This window comes from Streptomyces sp. NPDC001108, from assembly GCF_053598535.1.
In genome coordinates, this window is record NZ_JBSFKL010000010.1 from 186,509 (window position 1) to 203,903 (window position 17,395).

Sequence of the window (17,395 nt, forward strand, 5' to 3'; positions counted from 1 at the left end):
CGGGCAGTACGGGGGAGACGCGTAGTGCGGGAGGGAGCCGCCGGTCGGGGAGCACCGGCGGGGCGGCTCAGCCGAACTGCACCGAGCGCTTCGCGAGCCCCATCCAGAAGCCGTCGATGACGCTGCGCCCCTGGTCCAGCTCGCCCTCCGAGGCACCGAGCGTCACGAAGAGCGGCGCGAAGTGCTCGGTGCGCGGGTGGGCCAGGCGGCCGGCCGGGGACTTGTGCTCGAAGTCCAGCAGCGCGTCGACGTCCTGCGCCTGGAGCGCCCGGTTCCCCCAGTCGTCGAACTCCGCCGACCAGCCGGGAACACCCCCGCCGGTGTGGCGCAGGGCGGCCAGGTTGTGGGTGAAGAAGCCGCTGCCGACGATCAGTACGCCCTCGTCGCGCAGCGGCGCGAGCTTCCGCCCGATCTCCATGAGCCGCTGCGGGTCCAGCGTCGGCAGGGAGATCTGGAGGACGGGGACGTCGGCGTCCGGGAACATCTCGACGAGCGGGACGTACGCGCCGTGGTCGAGCCCGCGGTCCGGGATGTCCTGGACCGGCGTACCCGCGCCCCGGAGCAGTTTGCGGACGCTCTCCGCCAGCTCCGGTGCACCAGGGGCGGCGTACTGGACGCGGTAGTAGTGCTCGGGGAAACCCCAGAAGTCGTAGATGAGCGGGGCCCGCTCCGTGGCACCGAGCGCCAGCGGGGCCTCCTCCCAGTGCGCGGAGACCATCAGGATCGCGCGCGGCCGGGGCAGCTCGGCCGACCAGGCGGCCAGCTCGCCGGGCCAGACCGGGTCGTCGGCCAGCGGCGGGGCGCCGTGCGAGAGGTAGAGGGCGGGCATGCGCTCCGCGGTGACTGTCATGGCACTCCCCATCCGTCGCCGATCCAGGTAAGTCTTCTACTGGCGGGTCTTTGAGAAGGAAGCATTCTTTAATCTTCAAGCTTCCTCTCACCGGAGACCTTAGCCCTATCTAGTTCAACTTTCAAGAAAAGGCGTAGAGTGGAGCACATGACCACGGCATCCACCGACGAGCCCCGCTGGCTCTCCGACGACGAGCAGCACGTCTGGCGCGCCTACCTCCATGCCACCACGCTCATGGAGGATCACCTGGACCGCCAGTTGCAGCGCGATGCCGGTATGCCGCACATCTACTACGGCCTGCTCGTCCAGCTCTCCCAGGCCCCCCGCCGCCAGAAGCGGATGACGGAGCTGGCCAAGGACGCCAAGATCACCCGTTCGCGGCTCTCGCACGCCGTCGCCCGGCTGGAGAAGAACGGATGGGTGCGCCGCGAGGAGTGCCCGTCCGACAAGCGCGGCCAGAACGCGGTCCTCACCGACGACGGTTTCGCGATGCTGCGCCGCTCGGCCCCGGGCCACGTGGACGCCGTCCGCCAGGCGATCTTCGACCGGCTCACCCCCGAGCAGGCGGACGCGCTGGGCGAGATCATGCGGGTCATCGCCGCCGGGCTGGAGCCGGAGGGCACGGACGCGGACCTGCCCTGGCTCCGCTGACCGCCGCGCACGAACGTGCCCGGCCCGCGTAGGAACGCGCGCCCGGGCCCACGTACGACCACTCCCGACCCGGCTCGCGTACGACCGCTCCCCGACTCGGCCCGCGTACGGCCGCGACCCGAACCTCCGCGTCCGTTCCGTCCGTACGACCGCACCTTCGTGCGTGCGACCGCGCCCCGGCCCCCGTGTGTACGGGGACCGGGGCGCGGCGCGCGTTCACCTGGCGGGTCAGTGGGCGACGACCGGCATCCGCACCTCGTCCTCGGCGCCGTCGGCGCCCGCCCCCGGGCCTCCGGACGCCGGGCCGGATCCGGGACGGCCCGCGTCGATGAAGGCCACCGCGATGACGGAGGCGGCCACCAGGATGCCCACCGCCCACCAGATGGCGCCGGTGAAGCCGTGCACCATCGCCTGGAGCTTCAGCAGCTCCGGGTCCCGGGCGCCGAGCGCGGCGTGCGAGGTGGCGTACGCGGTCGCGGCCGAGGCGGCGATGGTGTTCAGCAGCGCCGTACCGATCGCGCCGCCCACCTGCTGCGAGGTGTTGACCATCGCGGAGGCCACCCCGGAGTCCCGGGGCTCGACACCGTGCGTGGCCAGGGACATGGCCGGCATGAACGCCGTGCCCATGCCGAGGCCCATCAGCAGCTGTCCGGGCAGGACGACCGCGGCGTACGAGGAGTCGATGTCCAGCCGGGTCAGCAGCAGCATGCCGACGGCGGCGACCAGGAAGCCGGGGCCCATCAGCTTGCGGGCCGGGACCCGGGTCATCAGCCGGGCGCCGATCTGCGTCGAGCCGGTGATCATGCCCGCGATCATCGGGAGGAAGGCGAAGCCGGTCCTGATCGGCGAGTAGCCCCGCACGACCTGGAGGTAGTACGTCAGGAAGAGGAACAGCCCGAACATCGCGATGACGGCGAGCCCCAGCGAGAGGTAGACACCGCCCCGGTTGCGGTCCAGCAGCACGCGCAGCGGCAGCAGCGGCGACGCGACCTTGGACTCGGTCAGCACGAAGGCGAGCAGCAGCACGGCGGCGGCGACGAACATGCCGATGGTCAGCCCGTCCGACCAGCCCGCGGACTCGGCGCGGGTGAACCCGTACACCAGCGAGACCAGGCCCAGCGCGGAGAGCAGGACGCCCGGGATGTCGAGGGCGGAGCGGTTGCGGCTGCCGGACGGCTCACGGATCACGAAGTAGGCGCCCGCCGCCGCGACGACGGCGAACGGGATGTTGACGAAGAACGTCCAGCGCCAGTTCAGCGCCTGGGTCAGGAAGCCGCCGAGGATCAGTCCGACGGCGCCGCCGCCCCCGGCGATCGCACCGTAGATACCGAACGCCTTGGCGCGTTCCCGGGCGTCGGTGAACATCACGGCCAGGAGCGAGAGCGCGGCCGGGGCGAGCAGCGCCCCGAACACGCCCTGGAGTGCGCGGGAGCCGAAGAGCATGGCCTGGTTCTGCGCGGCGCCGCCCAGCGCGGAGGCCAGCGCGAAGCCGACCAGACCGACGACGAAGGCCCGCTTGCGGCCCCAGAGGTCGGCGATCCGGCCGCCGAAGAGCAACAGCCCGCCGAAGGCGAGGGCGTACGCCGTGATGACCCACTGCTTGTTGGCGTCGGAGATGTCCAGGGCGGTCTGCGCGTGCGGCAGCGCGATGTTCACGATCGTGGCGTCGAGCACCACCATCAGCTGTGCCAGGGCTATGAACGCCAGGGCCTTCCAGCGGCTGGGGTCCGGGAGTCGGAGGTCGGCTGTTTTCGACATGGGGATATCCACCTAGGAACGCGCGTGTACGTCGCGTACGTCGTGTACGTGAGTCGGGTTACGTAAGTCGTGTACGTGGGGTTATGGGTGCGAGGAGTCGTCATGGACCGGCGGCACCGGTGAAGTCGGCGGCCGGTAAAGGGAGTCGTGAGTACGGGCTAGGGGCGCGGGCGGGCGTGGGAGGCCGACCCCGGGGCGCCTCGGCGGCCGGGGGTGGAGGTCGGGTCGGGGATCAGGACCGGAGCCGCAGATCCTCCAAGGTCGCAGCCGTGCCCGGGAGTTCGGACCGGGCCGGGGCCTGGAGTCCGTCCAGGAAAAGCTGCAGATGACGGTGGGTGAAGCGGTCGATGTCCGGGCAACCGATGCCGGGCAGCGGCCGGGTGAGCTGGGAGAGGGCGACGATCACGTCCCCGACGGCGATGTCGGTGCGCAGCCGGCCCTCGTCCATGGCGCGCGACACGAGCCCGTCGACGGCCTCGTCGAGGTGCCGGCGCTCGGCGAGCAGGTCGGGGTGGTCCTTGTCGAAGCCGCCGGAGAGCATCGGGCACAGGGCCCCGATCCGCTCGTCGGCCGCCGCGTGCACGAAGCGGCTGAGCGCGGCGAAGGCGTCGGGCTCCTCGGCCGCCGCCTCCCGCGCCCGTTCGGTGGTACGGGAGGTGACCGAGAGCACGACCTCGTGCACCAGGGCGGCCCGGTCGGGGAAGTTCCGGTAGAGCGTGGCGTTGCCGACGCCCGCGCGCCGGGCGACGTCGTCGAGCGGGACCTCGGGGCCGAACTCGACGAACATCTCGCGCGCGGCCATCACGATCCGCTCGCGGTTGCGCACGGCGTCGGCCCTCGGGCGGGCCGGGCGGGAGGGGGCCCGCCGGGGAGGGGCCTGCCGGGAGGGGCCCGACTGGGCGGAGTCCGACTGGGCGGAGCCCGACTGGGCGGAGCCCGACTGGGCGGAGCCCGAGTAGGACGGGGCCGACTGAGAGAGGTCCGACTGGGAGTGATCCCACTGGGACGGGTCGGCTCCGGCCGTGGTGCTGCTCGCGGTGTCCATGACGACCGTCCCCTTCCCTGCTCTGTCGGACCGCCCGGGGGCGGCCTCGTTCTCCCTCATGCTCCCCGGTGCAACCGGGGACCACTTCCCCGTTTCGCGGGGACACGGGTGCAAACGGGGAAGCAGTCCCCGGTTATTTCCCACCCTTCTCGTGACCCGCGTCACACCTTCGCGGCGGAGAACCAGCCGAACGGCGCACCCAGCGAGCGCCCGCGCACCACCCGCAACAGGCTGAACCGCAGAGCGCAGTCAGGGTCGGCCGACTGCCGCGGACCCCGAGGCGACTGCATGGAGAATCCCCGCCGCCGGATACGCGACCACCGCCGCCCGATCGTGCTCGCCTCCACGACAGCCCTGGTCATAGCATCTCTGGCCACGGCCAGCAGCGTTCTCCCGGACCCCGACCAGGCCTCGGCGGGACCGGACTCCACCATCAGCGCCGCGGGCATAACGCCGTGCCGAATACCGGCGACCATGGGCGTACAGATGTCGGAGGGGATGCCGACACCAACGGGATACGCCCGCTCGACGGGCCGGATACGCGCCCTCAACCTCATGATCGACTTCCCGGACGCGCCGGGCTCCGGTCCCGCGATGGACCGGTACGCGGAGTTCTTCCCGCAGACCACCAAGTGGTTCCGGACCGCCTCGTACGGACAGCTCGACTACCGGCCCGACGCCCCGCTGAAGACCTGGCTGCGAATGCCCCGGCCGTTCTCCGCGTACGGGATAGACCGGGGGTCACCGTACGAGCCGGGCTACCGCAAGCTCGTCAAGGACCTCGTCTCCGTCGCCGACCCGAAGGTCGACTTCGCCAAGTACGACCTGGTCAACGTGTTGGTCACCCCGAACGCCGGTCCGTCCGCACTGGACACCGTGCTGTCCGTGACCTTCTCCGGCAACAACGAGGCCCCCCGCGCGGACGGCGTCCCGCTCGCCAACACCTCGTTCATCTACAGCCGCCAGGACGACGGCTCCGGCTCGTTCGCCCGGGACGGCTACCGCGTACTGCCGCACGAGAACGGCCACGTCTTCGGCCTCCCCGACCTGTACACCCCCACCGGCGGCGGCGCGGTCGGGCACTGGGACATCATGTCCGAGGACTGGGGGGCCAACAACGATCTGCTGGGCTGGCACAAGTGGAAGCTCGGCTGGCTCGACAACAAACAGATCAGCTGCGCCGCCCGCCCCGGCACCACCGACCACCTGCTCGGCCCGCTGTCCGCCAGGGGCGGCACCAAGCTGGCGTTCGTCCCGCTGAGCGACACGACCGGCTACGCGGTGGAGGTGCGCGCCCCGGGCGGCAACGACCGGGCGATCTGCCGCCCGGGGGTGCTGATCTACAAGGTGAGCTCGGACGTCGACACCGGGCAGGGGCCGGTCTCCGTCATGGACAGCACCAAGGGCAGCGCCGGATGCACCCGGCTGCCCAATGTGCACACCGAGCTCTCCGACGCCGCCTTCCTGCCGGGCCAGACCTTCACCGACAAGAAGCACGGCATCCGGATAGCCGTGGTCGACAAGGACGACGGGAAGTACCGGGTCCGGGTATCCCGCCCGTGAGCCCTCCGGCGACGGGGCCGGGGCGCCGGCGGGCGGCCGTCAGCGGGCACACCAAGGCGGGCGGACATCAGTTGGCCGACACAGCGGGCGGGCATCGGTTGCCCGGGACAGCAGCCGGGCATCAGCGGGCGGTGGCGACCAGGCGCTCCAGGCGGCTCTCGGTGACGGGCTCGGAGGCCGTCGCGGCGATCCGCCCGCGCGGATCCACGATCAGGGTGACGGGCACCCCGTGGGTGGCCAGCACCCCCTTGGGCAGGTTGAGAAGGCGCTTGCCGCTCGGATCGAGGACGTTCGGGTACGGCATGTCGTGCTTCTCGGTGAAGACCCGGGCCATCTCGGAGGAGCTGTCCCGGCTCAGCCCCACGACGGCGGCGTCGCCCCGCTCCGCCGCCTTCCGCTGGAACCGGGCCATGACCTCGGCCTGCCCGCGGCAGGCGTCGCACGAGGAGGCCCAGGCGGTGATCACGACGACCTTCCCGTCGAAGTCGGACAGCCGCACAGGGCGGCCGTCGAGCCCGATGCCGGTGTAGTCCGGCGCGCCGGGCCGGTACGCGCTCTCGATCGTCAGCGTGCCGTTCTCGCCGCGGTGGTAGCCCTTGGGCGTTCCGGGGCTCCCGCCGGCCGTGATCGCCGCGATCAGGGCTCCGACGCAGGCGAGGGCGGCGAGTAGGGGGACTATGGGGAGTTTCAGGAGTTTCATGGGGGTCCTTCGGGGCGGCGTCGGTCAGGCGCCACCCGACGTCCGGGCCGGGGGTTCCCCGTGCGTACTGAAGAAACGGACGGATCAGGACAGCCCGTTCCGAACCCCCCGTACCGAACGTTTCCGTTGGGCACTCAGAACCGTACGCCCACCCCAACTTCCGCCCACTACCGCCCCCTTGCCCGACCGGCCGCCGGGCCCGCCCGCCGCCATCCGGCGGAGGGCGCCCGGGTACGGTGAACACGGCCTGCGATCCGGGCCGTTCCCGTACCGCGCGCCGCCGGGCAGGACCACCGACGGCGGCGCGTCCGATCCGTCCCTGGAGGATGAACATGCGTCTCGCCGATGCCCGCGTGGAGTGCGTGACCGACATCGCCGCCCCGCCGAAGCGGGTGTGGGAGCTGGTCTCGGACATCACCACCTCCACCCGGTACAGCCCGGAGCTCCAGGAGGTGGAGTGGCTCGACGGCGCCGAGGGCCCGGCGATCGGCGCCTGTTTCACCGGCCGCAACCACAACGAGATGCTGGGCGACTGGCGCACCGTCAGCCGCATCACGGAACTCTCCGAGCCGCACGCCTTCGCGTGGGCGGTCGTCTACGGGGACACCCCCGGCGGCGACCCGCTCTCCATCTGGACGTACACCCTGGAGCCCCTCGCCGACGGCACCGCCACCCGCCTGCGCCACGGCATGACCCTCGGCCCGGCCCGGGGCCCGCTGAACGCGTACGTGGAGAAGTACCCGGAGAAGGAGGAGGAGATCGTCGGGGGCCGCATCGGCCTGCTCCGCACCGGCATCGAGACCACCCTGGCCGGCATCAAGGCCGAGGCCGAGACCACCCCCGGCCACTGACCCGGGTCAGCGCCCTCGGACCCCGCCACCACCCCGGGCCACCCCGACGCGAAAGCCGCCATCGCGCACCGACACCGCTTCCACCCAACCGCTACACTGTCGGCGGTGGCCCGGGCCTTGATCGGCCCACCCGCCACCACCTTGTCGGCAGCCGACCCGAAACCCCTTGCTCTCAGCACAGGCTTTCGGAAACACTTCCGGCGCATCCCCGCCTCCGTAGCTCAGGGGATAGAGCACCGCTCTCCTAAAGCGGGTGTCGCAGGTTCGAATCCTGCCGGGGGCACACAGGTCAAAGGCCGATCACTTCCGGATTTTCGGAGGTGATCGGCCTTTGACATCCACTTCTGACATCAACGAGGGCGGTCACTGACGACCGGGGCGCCTCTTCCTGAGCAGCCGGTCCATGTGGCTCATGGCCTCGCGCTGCGTGTCCTGCACGACGTGCGTGTACACGTCCATGGTGATGCTGATCTGGGAGTGCCCAAGGATCTCCATCACGACGCGGGGCGCGACCCCAGCCGCCGTGAGGAGCGTGGCCGTGCCGTGCCGAGCGTCGTGCAACCGGATCACGCGGAGGCCGGCGGACTGGGCGACGCGGGTGAAGGAGCGGTAGACGTTCCGAGGCTCGACCTGGCGGCCGGTGCGGGTGGTGAAGACGTAGCCGGACTCCTCCCACCGCTCCCCCGCCTTGGCACGAGCAGCTGCCTGCCGCATCCGGTGCCAGCGCAGGGGCGCAATGCAGAGGGCCGGCAGCGGGACGACCCGGCGACGGCGGCTCTTGGGATCGTCGTCGTAGAGGACGCCCCGACGGCGCTGGGTCTGCTGGCGGACGTGGAGGACGCGGTTGTCCAGGTCGAGGTCCGACCAGCGGAGGCCGACGATCTCGCCCCGGCGGAGCCCCAGGGCGATGGCGAGCACGAAGGCCGCGTACAGCGGGTCCTTACGGGAGGCCGCGAGGAAGTCCAACGTTTCGTCGAGAGTCCAGGGCTTCAGTTCGCGGTTGTCGGTTCGGGGCGGCTCGACGAGCTTGGCGACGTTGCGCGTGATCAGTTCCTCGCGGCAGGCGGAGGAGAGCGCCGATCGCAGGACACGATGGGATTCCTTAGCGGTCGCCGCAGTCGTCTCCTTCTCCAGACGGACGAGGAAACGGCGTACGTCGGCGACGCCGAGCGATTCAAGCCGCTTGGCGCCGATCAACGGCACCAGGTACAGCCGGACATGTGCCTCGTACTTGTCGTACGTACTGAGCTTCCGTCGAGGCTTGATGACGTTGTCCAGCCAGTACGGCAGCCACTCGGAGAGCTTGGCCGAACGGGTGGGCACGGGCACGCCCTGGTCGACCTTGTCGAGCAGTTCCCGGCGCTTGGCGTCGCACTCGGCCCAGGTCTTGCCGTACGCGAACTTGCGGGCGCGGGTGCCGTCCGGCTGAAGGACGTAGACCGCGCACTGGTAACGGCCGTCCTTGCGCTTGGTGATGGTGCCGGCGCCGTTGGGATTGCGCTTGCGCTGACCGGCCATCAGGCAGCCTCCTCGATCTGGCCGAGGACGAAGTCACGAACGGCGACATCGGGGATACGACGAGCCCCATCGATCTTGATCGAGACGAGACGGCGCGAGCGGATCAGGTCGTAGACCTTCGAGCGTCCGACCTTGAGGCGCGCCATGACTTCCGGCACGGTCAGCAGTTCGGCGGTGACGGCGATGTTCATGCTGCGGCCCCTTCCAGGGTGAGTTGGTCTTGCAGTGCTTCGCGCGCCGTCTCCCGGTTGAGCTGGAGATCCCTGGCGATTGAGGCGGTAAGGGCGGATTCACCGGGGGTGTGGCCGTGGCCGGAGTACTGCCAGTCGGTGAGGACGAGGACGGTGTCCGGTTCGCGGTCCTCCAGCCCCAGGGCGGCGGCTTCCTGGGCGGCTCGGTAGTCGGCGCGGGCCTGGCGGAGAGCGCCGAGGGTGGTGGAGTAGCGGCGGGACTTGGAGGAGAAGTGGCCGCGGAAGCCGAGCATGTGCGCCCAGGCCCAGAGGCGCCGGTCCGGGTAGAGGCTGTCCAGGTCGCGGCATGCGGTGATCAGGCGGCGGGTGTGATCCGGGACCTGATGGCGGTCGAGTTCGGCGAGTTCCCCGATGCGGCGGTCAAGGGTGCCGGTGTTCTCGGCCGCCTTGGTGGAGTACTTGGCGACGTAGGAGGCAACGGCCTGTTCGGTGATGTCGGAGCCGTCACCGAAGGCCTTCACCGGGCGGACGTCGAGCTGTGTTCCCCAGCGGAAGGACCGGGCCGGTTGGTCCCCGGCGGACGGGACGGAGACGGACGTGTAGGAGTGCGCCGCAGCTGCGTGGATCGAGTCGGCGAGCAGATCGACCGTTGCCCAGGCGGGTGGCGGCGTTCCAGGCCCCTCTGGGCCGTCGAGCCGGATCACTGCGTGGAAGTGCAGGGCGCCACGCTTCTGGAATTCGGCGACCTTGCCGTAGGAGACGCGGAGGCGGTCGGCGAGTTCTCGGCGGGTAAGGCCAGCGCGGGCGGCGAGTTCGCGACGCAGGCGGGTGGTGAAGCGCTGCCAGAGGTATCCGGCGTGGTTGTTGAACAGGACGGCGCCCGCGTAGTCGTACGTGGCGGGGTCGAGGGCAGTGCCCAGTTCCGATGCGTCCGGGGTGTGCTGGACGCCGCAGCGGCAGACGCCGCGGTCGGGCCGGTTGTGGACCGGGCCGAAGGAAGGGGCGGTGAGGGTGGCGAAGACGCGGGGGTGGTCCCTGACGGTGGTGGGGACGTCCCGGCAGTCGTCACCGGCCAAGCCCGCGCGGATGAGGTGGTAGGTGTCGCCCGCGTAGGTCCAGGCGCAGGAGGGGCAGCGGGAGGCACGGCGGTTGCCGCAGGCGAGGCGGAGACGTCCGCCGGGCTCGTTGGCGGTGGTGTAGTGGTGCAGGGTCTCGCCGGTGGTCTTGTCCTTGTGGAGGGTCCAGCCGGTCAGGTGGATGGGGTCGGAGCAGCCGCCGGTACGGCGGATCTGGTCCTCCCAGCGCGTGTAGTCAGGGGCCGAGGCCACCCGTAGGAGGTCGCCGAGGGTGGTCGGGTCGAGCAGCGGGGCAGGCATGGGCGAGGCGTGATGCGCCATGCTGGGTTCTTCCTTCCGGTTGTGAGATCGGACAGGGGACGGCGCCCGGGCGGCGGATGCTTGGCGGTATCGAGGCCGCCCGGGGGCCGGTCAGCGTCGCTTGGCGTCGGTGTTGACAAGGAAGCGGATCACCAGGGCGCAGAGGGCTACCGAGGCGCCGGTGATGGCGACCGCGAGAAGCATGGAGACCAGGACGGCGCCGACGACCAGGACCACGGCCGCCCCGCTGCCGACGAGGGCGAGGGCGGTGCCCGGGGTGAGCTGCACCGTGGGCTGGGACTGCATCGGAGCGACCGGAGCAGGCGGTAGAACCTGCGCACTCGGCACGACTGTGGTCGGCTCCACCAGCACGGGTGGCATGACGTGACCGGTGGGTGTGGGGTTGGTCGGGATCTTCGGGCGGAGCATCGGTGTTCTCCCTTCGGGTCGTGTTACTTGACGAAGCCGTTGACGACGGGGGCAAGCACGCTGTCGGCGAGGAGGAAGCCGCCGAGGAGAAGCACGGCGATGAGCCACCAGGGCGGGCGGATGAGCTTGACGCCGAGGTAGCCGACGGTGAGCAGCGCGAGCCAGAGCGGAACGTCCATCGGGGTCGGCCTCCTAGCTGACGCGGCAGCGGTGGGTGCGGGCGGCGAGCTGTGCGGCGGACTGGCTGGAGTAGTCGGCGGACCAGCCGCACCCGTCGTTGGTACACACGGCGGCGTGCTTGGTCCGGCCGCGGCGGTCGCGGTGGGTGCCGATCTGCACGGGGCCGATCCGCATCACGGAGTGGAAGAAGTCGCGGGCAGGCATGTCAGTCGGTTTCCTCTCGGGTGGTGGTCGGGTCGGGGAAGGTGGCGCGGTTGCCGACGGCAGTGGGCGGGTCGGTGGTGCGCTGGGCGGCTTCCTCGGCGAGCAGGTGGGCGAGGTAGGGCCGGTTGGCGGCGGTCATCTCGCGGGCACCGTCGAGGTAGTCGGCCGCGGTCAGATCGGCCGGGTCACGGGTCATGGCTTGTCTCCCTTCTGGATCAGGCGAGTTGGGCGGCGATGGCGTCGGCGAGATGGGGCGGGACGCCGAGGCGGGCGCGGAGGGTTTCGGTGTCGATCCGAGCGCCGGTGCGGGCGTGGTGGTCGTCGGCGACCTTGCGGGCGTGGGCGACCAGCGCGGCCGGGACCGGCACGGCTGTGGGCAGGGCCGCGGTTTCCTCGGGATCCGGGGCGGCGACGGGTTCGGGTACCCGGCTCGACTCAGCGGCGACGGCGTCGTGATCCGTCTCGGGCTCGTGGTCCGAAGCCGGGGCGGAAGGTGCCGGCGGAGCCGGGGAGCGGTCCGCGGGTGAGTGGGCGAGGAGGGTGCCGCCCATGAAGGCCAGGGCGGGCCAGGCGGCGACGAGGATGCGCAGCCAGGCCGGGACGTCGTTCAGGTCGAGCAGTCCGGCGGTGGCGACGTTGGCGCCGAGGGAGGCGACCAGGGCGATGAGGAACCAGCACCAGGCCAGCCGGGACGGCCCATCGGCACGCAGCCGACGCCAGGCGGCGACCAGGAGCAGGTCTACCGAGACCGGATAGGCCCAGGCCTTCCAGCCGGTCTGTCCGGCAGCGGCGGCAAGGTCGTGCAGGTGGGCGAAGGACAGTGCCCCGGCGATAACGGCCTGAACGAGTACGGCGTCGATGCGGAGAGCGGGGCGGGCCATCACGGCTCCTTCCTGTGATCAGGCATGGCGGGGGTAGGGAACCGGCGCGAAGGGCGGTCGCGCCGACCGTGGGAGGGGTGGGTCAGGCGGTGGCGGGGGCTGTCTTGGACAGCGGCACGCGGGCCGAGTGCAGCGGGGCGACCGCGGGCCGGAAGGGCGCGAGGGCGGGCAGCTCGGGCGTGCGGTCGGCGTACTTGTTGCAGACGCTCACGGCTTGGCGCAGCGAGGTGTGCGGGGCGCGGATGCGGTGCCAGCCGCCGGTGGAGTCCGCGGCGATGGCAATGCCGCGTGTCTCGGCAGGAATCTGGATGGCGGCGAGTACGGCATCCGGCGCAATGTCGCCGAAGGCCATGTTCGCGGACGTCTCGTCGTTGACGCGGTGCGCGGTGCGGCCGGTGAGCTGGGCGCGGAGCATCGTGATGCCCTTGCCGAGTTCGGAGCCGAAGCGCTGCCCGCAGATTTCCAGGTAGACGCCGGCCGCGCGGCCGAGTTGGGCGAGACGGACCAGGGCGGTGATGATCCGGTCGCGCCGCTTCTCTTCCTCCTTGTTGGCGAAGAGGGCGAGTTCGGCGACCTCGTCGACCAGGACGACGACCGGAACCGGCCGTAGATCCTCGGGCAGGTCCCAGATGTCGGCGGCGATCTCCGCGTCCGGCACGGCGACGCTGACCCGCTGCTCGGCGCGAATGAGTTGATACACGTCCTGCATGTGGGACACCAGCGCCTCCAGCAACTCCAATGCGGTGTCGGGGTTGTCGGCGAGCGCGGAGAACCGGTGTGCCAGCGGGAACAGCTCGACCCCTTGCTTGCAGTCGATGCCGACCAACGCGACGTGGTGTGGGGCGAGCCCGGCGACGAGGTTGCGCTGGTAGACGGACTTGCCGGACTCCGTGGCGCCGAGGGTCAGACCGTGCGGGACGGCGCGGTAGTCGCGGTAGTGAACCGAGCCGTCCTCCCGCAGCGCGACCGGGATGCGCATCGGTCGGGTGTCGGTCTTGGCCGGCATCTGCACCCGTTTGAGTACGTCGTAGCCGGTCATCCGGATCTCGACCACACCGGAGCGCAGCTCTCGGGAGGTCACGCCGTACATCCCGAAGGAGTGGCGCAGCCGGTCCGAGGCGGCGGCGACGTCGAAGGCGTCCTGTCCCGGGCGGAGTTTGAGCCTGAGGACCAGGCCGGTGTGGGTGGGTCGCAGCCGCAGGATGCGCGGCGCGCGGGATTCCGGCGCCGGTCGGTTCGCTATCCGGGCCAGCATCAGCCGCCAGCGCGAGGGCGGGACCGTCAGCCCACAGGCCTCCATGACGGAGGCGTAGCGGACCAGGACGCGCACGACAGCGAGGGTGACCCCGAAGGTCAGCCAGTACCAGGCGGGACGCCGCCACCGCAGGAGACCCGCAGCGGCGACGACCACCAGAAGTAAGACCGTCGGCCACGTCATGGCTCAGGCCGCCTTCGAGGCCGTGCCCATGATGGCCAGCGAGGTGACGGCAACCGCGCGGAAGGCGATGCCGTGCCGCTTCTGGCCGTTGAACTCGTTCTCCCACGGCCGGGCGATCAGCCCCGTGAGCGCGGCCGGGGTGCCCATGGTCAGGTCGCCGGAGATGCCGGTCTCCGGGACGGTGACGGACAGGATCTCGACCTCGTCGTTGGCCGCAAACATCACGTCCACGGTCATCAGCTGTGCGCCGGTCTCGGCGTCGGTGGCGATCTCGCCGGTACGGCGGTCCTTCACCTTCGGCTGCGGGGTCTTGGCAACCATCACGGTCGCGGCGGAGGTGTCGACGGGGATCTGACGCACAGCGGATCACTCCTCTATAGATGCTGAACTCCGCCACTCATGTATATGAGTGGCATGAAGAAGAGTGCATCACTCCTGTACATGAGTCAACCCGCCGCGACATCGAAGTCACGACGGGTTGCAGGAAGTTGATCGAGCGTCAGTCGCCGGCCGGGATCCGATACTCGAAAACGAACTGGTCAGCAGCCATGAGCGTGTCGCAGACCTCAACCACGAGGCCGGTCGTCGTACGGGCCTCCCGGATGAGGTGAACCACCGGCGCACCCGGGCTGAGCGCCAGCTCGGTGGCTTCCGCCTTGGAGGCCGGCCGGGCTTGCAGCGTCTCTACGAACTCAGCGAACTCATGCCCGTGGTCTTCGAGTCGGGCATAGATGCCACCGCCGCCGGGGTTCTCGGCGAACAGCTCCGGGATCTCCTTCACCACGTCCCACGGGAGATACGAGGAGGCGGTCTCGACCGGGGTCCCGTTGCGGAAGTAGAGGCGCCGCCGGGCGAGCACCTGAGTACCGACGGGGACGCCGAGTCGCTGGGCCGCATCCGCGGGGGCCTCCATGGGCCCGATGTAGAGGACGCTCACCTTGGCAGTGGCGCCGGACTGCGCGGACTCCGCGAGGTACGCGGCCTTGCCGCCCTGGCGGAGTGAGCGCCGGAAGCGGTCGGAGGAACGGTGCCGTACCGGCGGCCGGTCCTTCACGATCGAGCCCTTGCCGTGCCGGGTCTCGACGAGCCCGCTCGCCCGCACTTCGACCATGGCCTTGCGGATCGTCCCACCGGACACGCCATAGCGGTCCACCAACTCAGACTCACTCGGCACCATGTCGCCAGGCTTGAGCACACCAGCCCTGATCTGCTGCACGATCTCGTCCGCGATCTGTACGTACCGAGGCCCGGACCTGCCCCCCTCTACCGCAGTTCCCATAGTCCTTCCCCGCCTCCTATGCTCCTGTACATGAGTCAATCACAGGAAGCAACGTCGCCGCCCCTGCACTCCGTATCCGTAGCCGGAGTCGTGGTGCGCGAAGACGGGCGCCTCCTGGCGATCCGCCGAGCCGACAACGGCACCTGGGAACTCCCCGGCGGCGTACTCGAACTGAACGAGACCCCGGAGGCCGGCGTAGCCCGCGAGGTCTGGGAAGAGACAGGCATTCACGTCGAGGTCGACGAACTCACCGGCGTCTACAAGAACACCACCCGAGGCATCGTCGCCCTGGTCTTCCGCTGCAAGCCCTCCGGCGGAACCGAGCGCACATCAAGCGAGTCGACAGCCGTCTCCTGGCTCACACCCGAAGAGGTCAGCGAGCGCATGTCCGAGGTCTACGCGATCAGGCTTCTGGACGCCTTGGACGGCAACGGCCCCCACGTACGAAGCCACGACGGCAAGCACCTCATCACAGCGGGGTAAGACTTTCCCTACTTCATCAAGGCGCCTCGCTCCGCTCGCCGCGCGCTCCCCGGCTCACCGCCGGGGCCTGACGCTCCTGCCTCCGGCCCGCTCTGGCCCCAGCTACGCCGGTCGCGCGGCTAGAGCGAGCACCACGGTGGGGGAGAAACCCGCTGTGGCTGGGGCGGTCGGCTCCACGGCTTTAGCCACCTCCCCGGTTCGGGTCCCGCGTCGAGCAAGACCAGGGGGCCACTCGTTCAAATTCCGGGCAGGATCACAGCCTGCCCGAGTTGCCGGCCAGCGTACGGCCCCCTGATCATGCTCGACCCCAAACCGGGCAGGACACCGGCCAAACCCGCTCCGCCGACCTCACATCAATACCCGACGCTCTCATAATGCCGAACCCTCAGACTCGTCGCGCGTAACCGTGGCCGCTTGCTGAGGGAATAGATGTGGAACCATAGGCCGAGCCTGTAAAGCGAGCTTCCTGTAACTCGTCAAGGTGATGTTGCGCCAAGCTACATAGAAGCCCAAAACAAGAAGGACACCAATTACGGTAGTGGCGGAAATCATCAGAATGCGCCCCTCTAGCGGGAATCGCATAATCGCAAAATCGATCGCAATGAACAAAAGCAAGCTATTGAATACCCAACCCCGACAAATGCGCATTCGGGAGCGTGCATAGTCTGCGCGTGCCACTAGGTCAGGGTTTGACGAAATTGCTCGCTGCGCCTCGGCGTAGGTGGCGCTCGACGCAAAATAGCGCGCACGAAACTGGCGCCGCTTTGACGTTAAAACTGAATCCGCACCTCGATCCACAAGGATCCCCAAGGCATACGCAAAAGCAAGGGCAAGCCCGGCAATCACTGTTGATTCAGCTAGGGGCGCCAGATGAGAAGCGTTCTTCACTCCGGCTAAGGAGACAAGGAACACAACCAACGCGGCCAGAGATCCAATTCCTACCACAAGGACTTCAACGAACATCGCCGTAGCTGCAACTGCCGCTGAAACCTCCGGCTGCGCCGGCCTGGTCAAAGGGACACCCCCCACGCATTAGCCATGTCACTCAGCATGGACTCAGGTAACTCGTCAGACCAAAGACCCTGTAAAAGCAGTTTCGCCGTCGAGAGCCGCTCAAAAATGATCAGGCTTTCTGGTTGACTAGCCAGTATGTAGCGACCGTGCTGCAGGAATTGTTCACTCGCGGGACCGTAGTCCTTGTAGGCCCTCTCTAGATCGGGCCGTCGCTCGGCGGCAAACCTCTCCAACTGATCAACGTAGTTTGAGTCCTTTGGAATAGTTTGCACCAGGACATCTACGATCTCTTCGGAAAGGTCACGCCTGTAGTCGTGATCGGTGAAGGTGCGGAAGATGTGCTCAGCCTCGTGGAGCAAGTTGTTACTAAGCGCAACATCAGGGTGATCTGCCAAGGCTTCAACCCCCCGTTGGACCTCGAGATCGTATAGTTCGACCAGCGCAATCAAACGGTACAGCGAGCGTCTGACATCCGAGGGTACGGGCGTAGAGGCAGGTTTGTACATGAGCTTGTGCGACATGCGCGCCCACAGGTCTGTGGCCTCGGTGCGGATCTGGATCTCGCACTCATAGGGCCGGCCATCCTCGCTGACCTGATCGCCCCAGGCCACAGCTTGCACGTGAAGGCGCGGGTACTGAAGCCGATCTTCCGCCCCGAGGGTGTTCCGGTTGTCCTCAGGCTCACCCACGAGAGTGAGCGTTTCTCTGACCAGGTCAAGCGCCGGATCCAGCAAGCCTTGGTGCTGTACGACAATCCGCACGCCAGCCTTATCCGTTATCTGCACCCATGGATCTTGATAGTCCTTGTGCTGCGCTTTCAGGATGAAGCTGCGCACTTCCTTGGCACGGAAGGACACTTCGCAGCTGATGCGTGCACGTGCTGCGCGTCTACGAATGTGGGCCGCGGTAAGACGTGCCGCACACTCGATTTGAGGGCGCTCTCGACGATAGCGCTCTTGGGCCGCTTCAGAAGTGCTCATGGCC

At 69.2% G+C, this 17,395-nt stretch carries 21 protein-coding genes and 1 tRNA gene; 5 read left to right on the top strand and 17 right to left on the bottom strand.

Annotation, left to right across the window (positions count from 1 at the left end; all coding sequences use genetic code 11):
- Nucleotides 1-67: 67 nt before the first annotated feature.
- Nucleotides 68-850 (bottom strand): dioxygenase family protein, encoded by a 783-nt coding sequence (locus tag ACWC97_RS22950; protein ID WP_352278138.1) that lies wholly within the window; start codon nucleotides 848-850, stop codon nucleotides 68-70.
- A 138-nt stretch (nucleotides 851-988) separates the two neighbouring features.
- Here ACWC97_RS22950 and ACWC97_RS22955 point away from each other — a divergent pair, with 138 nt between their 5' ends.
- Entirely contained in the window at nucleotides 989-1,501 is a 513-nt protein-coding gene (locus tag ACWC97_RS22955) for a MarR family winged helix-turn-helix transcriptional regulator (protein WP_385207022.1), read from the top strand.
- 228 nt (nucleotides 1,502-1,729) lie between these two features.
- Here ACWC97_RS22955 and ACWC97_RS22960 read toward each other — a convergent pair whose 3' ends face one another.
- On the bottom strand, nucleotides 1,730-3,259 hold the full coding sequence (locus ACWC97_RS22960) for an MFS transporter (RefSeq protein WP_352278135.1): 1,530 nt from the start codon (nucleotides 3,257-3,259) through the stop codon (nucleotides 1,730-1,732).
- A 232-nt stretch (nucleotides 3,260-3,491) separates the two neighbouring features.
- The gene (locus ACWC97_RS22965; protein WP_450651246.1) at nucleotides 3,492-4,304 is read right to left on the bottom strand and encodes a TetR/AcrR family transcriptional regulator; all 813 of its coding nucleotides are present in this window, start codon (nucleotides 4,302-4,304) and stop codon (nucleotides 3,492-3,494) included.
- 288 nt (nucleotides 4,305-4,592) lie between these two features.
- Between ACWC97_RS22965 and ACWC97_RS22970 the strand changes: the two genes are divergently transcribed.
- The gene (locus tag ACWC97_RS22970; protein WP_450651248.1) at nucleotides 4,593-5,867 is read left to right on the top strand and encodes a M6 family metalloprotease domain-containing protein; all 1,275 of its coding nucleotides are present in this window, start codon (nucleotides 4,593-4,595) and stop codon (nucleotides 5,865-5,867) included.
- Nucleotides 5,868-5,988: 121 nt separating this feature from the next.
- Here ACWC97_RS22970 and ACWC97_RS22975 read toward each other — a convergent pair whose 3' ends face one another.
- Nucleotides 5,989-6,567 carry a TlpA family protein disulfide reductase gene (locus ACWC97_RS22975; RefSeq protein WP_450651250.1) on the bottom strand — a complete coding sequence of 193 codons (579 nt, stop codon included), beginning with the start codon at nucleotides 6,565-6,567 and terminating at the stop codon, nucleotides 5,989-5,991.
- A 332-nt stretch (nucleotides 6,568-6,899) separates the two neighbouring features.
- On the opposite strand from ACWC97_RS22975, the gene ACWC97_RS22980 reads away from it, so the two are divergent.
- Both ACWC97_RS22980 and ACWC97_RS22985 read left to right on the top strand, forming a co-directional pair.
- Nucleotides 6,900-7,418 (top strand): SRPBCC family protein, encoded by a 519-nt coding sequence (locus tag ACWC97_RS22980; RefSeq protein ID WP_450651252.1) that lies wholly within the window; start codon nucleotides 6,900-6,902, stop codon nucleotides 7,416-7,418.
- Nucleotides 7,419-7,628: 210 nt separating this feature from the next.
- Nucleotides 7,629-7,701: transfer RNA gene (locus ACWC97_RS22985), tRNA-Arg, on the top strand.
- A gap of 80 nt (nucleotides 7,702-7,781) precedes the next feature.
- Here the strand turns inward: ACWC97_RS22985 and ACWC97_RS22990 are convergent.
- The 11 genes from ACWC97_RS22990 to ACWC97_RS23040 form a co-directional block, all read right to left on the bottom strand.
- The gene (locus ACWC97_RS22990; RefSeq protein ID WP_385543791.1) at nucleotides 7,782-8,936 is read right to left on the bottom strand and encodes a tyrosine-type recombinase/integrase; all 1,155 of its coding nucleotides are present in this window, start codon (nucleotides 8,934-8,936) and stop codon (nucleotides 7,782-7,784) included.
- Entirely contained in the window at nucleotides 8,936-9,127 is a 192-nt protein-coding gene (locus ACWC97_RS22995; protein WP_450651254.1) for a helix-turn-helix domain-containing protein, read from the bottom strand. Before ACWC97_RS22995 ends, ACWC97_RS22990 begins: the two co-directional genes overlap by 1 nt.
- Nucleotides 9,124-10,503, bottom strand: coding sequence for a replication initiator protein RepSA (gene repSA / locus ACWC97_RS23000; protein WP_450651372.1), 1,380 nt, complete (start codon nucleotides 10,501-10,503; stop codon nucleotides 9,124-9,126). The genes ACWC97_RS22995 and repSA overlap by 4 nt, the downstream gene beginning before the upstream one ends.
- A gap of 111 nt (nucleotides 10,504-10,614) precedes the next feature.
- Nucleotides 10,615-10,932, bottom strand: a complete 318-nt coding sequence (locus ACWC97_RS23005; RefSeq protein ID WP_450651255.1) for a SpdD-like protein — start codon at nucleotides 10,930-10,932, stop codon at nucleotides 10,615-10,617.
- A gap of 23 nt (nucleotides 10,933-10,955) precedes the next feature.
- Entirely contained in the window at nucleotides 10,956-11,111 is a 156-nt protein-coding gene (locus ACWC97_RS23010; RefSeq protein ID WP_266690365.1) for a hypothetical protein, read from the bottom strand.
- A gap of 13 nt (nucleotides 11,112-11,124) precedes the next feature.
- On the bottom strand, nucleotides 11,125-11,316 hold the full coding sequence (locus ACWC97_RS23015; protein WP_383920488.1) for a mobile element transfer protein: 192 nt from the start codon (nucleotides 11,314-11,316) through the stop codon (nucleotides 11,125-11,127).
- A gap of 1 nt (nucleotide 11,317) precedes the next feature.
- A complete protein-coding gene (locus tag ACWC97_RS23020; RefSeq protein ID WP_450651258.1) occupies nucleotides 11,318-11,512 on the bottom strand; it encodes a hypothetical protein in 195 nt (64 codons plus the stop codon).
- Between the two features lie 19 nt (nucleotides 11,513-11,531).
- A complete protein-coding gene (locus ACWC97_RS23025; protein WP_450651260.1) occupies nucleotides 11,532-12,197 on the bottom strand; it encodes a DUF2637 domain-containing protein in 666 nt (221 codons plus the stop codon).
- 82 nt (nucleotides 12,198-12,279) lie between these two features.
- A complete protein-coding gene (locus tag ACWC97_RS23030) occupies nucleotides 12,280-13,635 on the bottom strand; it encodes an FtsK/SpoIIIE domain-containing protein (protein WP_450651262.1) in 1,356 nt (451 codons plus the stop codon).
- A gap of 3 nt (nucleotides 13,636-13,638) precedes the next feature.
- Nucleotides 13,639-13,995, bottom strand: coding sequence for an SCO3933 family regulatory protein (locus ACWC97_RS23035; RefSeq protein ID WP_450651263.1), 357 nt, complete (start codon nucleotides 13,993-13,995; stop codon nucleotides 13,639-13,641).
- 139 nt (nucleotides 13,996-14,134) lie between these two features.
- The gene (locus ACWC97_RS23040) at nucleotides 14,135-14,914 is read right to left on the bottom strand and encodes a GntR family transcriptional regulator (RefSeq protein ID WP_450651265.1); all 780 of its coding nucleotides are present in this window, start codon (nucleotides 14,912-14,914) and stop codon (nucleotides 14,135-14,137) included.
- A gap of 18 nt (nucleotides 14,915-14,932) precedes the next feature.
- Here ACWC97_RS23040 and ACWC97_RS23045 point away from each other — a divergent pair, with 18 nt between their 5' ends.
- Complete coding sequence (locus tag ACWC97_RS23045; RefSeq protein WP_450651267.1) at nucleotides 14,933-15,397, top strand: NUDIX hydrolase; 465 nt, start codon at nucleotides 14,933-14,935, stop codon at nucleotides 15,395-15,397.
- Between the two features lie 369 nt (nucleotides 15,398-15,766).
- Here the strand turns inward: ACWC97_RS23045 and ACWC97_RS23050 are convergent, their stop codons facing one another.
- Together ACWC97_RS23050 and ACWC97_RS23055 are read right to left on the bottom strand one after the other, a co-directional pair.
- A complete protein-coding gene (locus tag ACWC97_RS23050) occupies nucleotides 15,767-16,360 on the bottom strand; it encodes a hypothetical protein (protein ID WP_450651269.1) in 594 nt (197 codons plus the stop codon).
- 47 nt (nucleotides 16,361-16,407) lie between these two features.
- On the bottom strand, nucleotides 16,408-17,391 hold the full coding sequence (locus ACWC97_RS23055) for a hypothetical protein (protein WP_450651271.1): 984 nt from the start codon (nucleotides 17,389-17,391) through the stop codon (nucleotides 16,408-16,410).
- Nucleotides 17,392-17,395: the final 4 nt, after the last annotated feature.

Excerpts from the sequence above, each read along its gene's own strand:
- ACWC97_RS23020 (WP_450651258.1), bottom strand. The coding sequence starts at position 11,512 with ATGACCCGTGACCCGGCCGATCTGACCGCGGCCGACTACCTCGACGGT.
- ACWC97_RS22990 (WP_385543791.1), bottom strand. The coding sequence starts at position 8,936 with ATGGCCGGTCAGCGCAAGCGCAATCCCAACGGCGCCGGCACCATCACC.
- ACWC97_RS23010 (WP_266690365.1), bottom strand. The coding sequence starts at position 11,111 with ATGGACGTTCCGCTCTGGCTCGCGCTGCTCACCGTCGGCTACCTCGGC.
- ACWC97_RS23025 (WP_450651260.1), bottom strand. The coding sequence starts at position 12,197 with ATGGCCCGCCCCGCTCTCCGCATCGACGCCGTACTCGTTCAGGCCGTT.
- repSA (WP_450651372.1), bottom strand. The coding sequence starts at position 10,503 with ATGCCTGCCCCGCTGCTCGACCCGACCACCCTCGGCGACCTCCTACGG.
- ACWC97_RS22960 (WP_352278135.1), bottom strand. The coding sequence starts at position 3,259 with ATGTCGAAAACAGCCGACCTCCGACTCCCGGACCCCAGCCGCTGGAAG.
- ACWC97_RS22950 (WP_352278138.1), bottom strand. The coding sequence starts at position 850 with ATGACAGTCACCGCGGAGCGCATGCCCGCCCTCTACCTCTCGCACGGC.
- ACWC97_RS23005 (WP_450651255.1), bottom strand. The coding sequence starts at position 10,932 with ATGCTCCGCCCGAAGATCCCGACCAACCCCACACCCACCGGTCACGTC.
- ACWC97_RS23040 (WP_450651265.1), bottom strand. The coding sequence starts at position 14,914 with ATGGGAACTGCGGTAGAGGGGGGCAGGTCCGGGCCTCGGTACGTACAG.
- ACWC97_RS22995 (WP_450651254.1), bottom strand. The coding sequence starts at position 9,127 with ATGAACATCGCCGTCACCGCCGAACTGCTGACCGTGCCGGAAGTCATG.
- ACWC97_RS22980 (WP_450651252.1), top strand. The coding sequence starts at position 6,900 with ATGCGTCTCGCCGATGCCCGCGTGGAGTGCGTGACCGACATCGCCGCC.
- ACWC97_RS23045 (WP_450651267.1), top strand. The coding sequence starts at position 14,933 with ATGCTCCTGTACATGAGTCAATCACAGGAAGCAACGTCGCCGCCCCTG.
- ACWC97_RS22975 (WP_450651250.1), bottom strand. The coding sequence starts at position 6,567 with ATGAAACTCCTGAAACTCCCCATAGTCCCCCTACTCGCCGCCCTCGCC.
- ACWC97_RS23030 (WP_450651262.1), bottom strand. The coding sequence starts at position 13,635 with ATGACGTGGCCGACGGTCTTACTTCTGGTGGTCGTCGCCGCTGCGGGT.
- ACWC97_RS23055 (WP_450651271.1), bottom strand. The coding sequence starts at position 17,391 with ATGAGCACTTCTGAAGCGGCCCAAGAGCGCTATCGTCGAGAGCGCCCT.
- ACWC97_RS23015 (WP_383920488.1), bottom strand. The coding sequence starts at position 11,316 with ATGCCTGCCCGCGACTTCTTCCACTCCGTGATGCGGATCGGCCCCGTG.
- ACWC97_RS22970 (WP_450651248.1), top strand. The coding sequence starts at position 4,593 with ATGGAGAATCCCCGCCGCCGGATACGCGACCACCGCCGCCCGATCGTG.
- ACWC97_RS22965 (WP_450651246.1), bottom strand. The coding sequence starts at position 4,304 with ATGGACACCGCGAGCAGCACCACGGCCGGAGCCGACCCGTCCCAGTGG.
- ACWC97_RS23050 (WP_450651269.1), bottom strand. The coding sequence starts at position 16,360 with ATGTTCGTTGAAGTCCTTGTGGTAGGAATTGGATCTCTGGCCGCGTTG.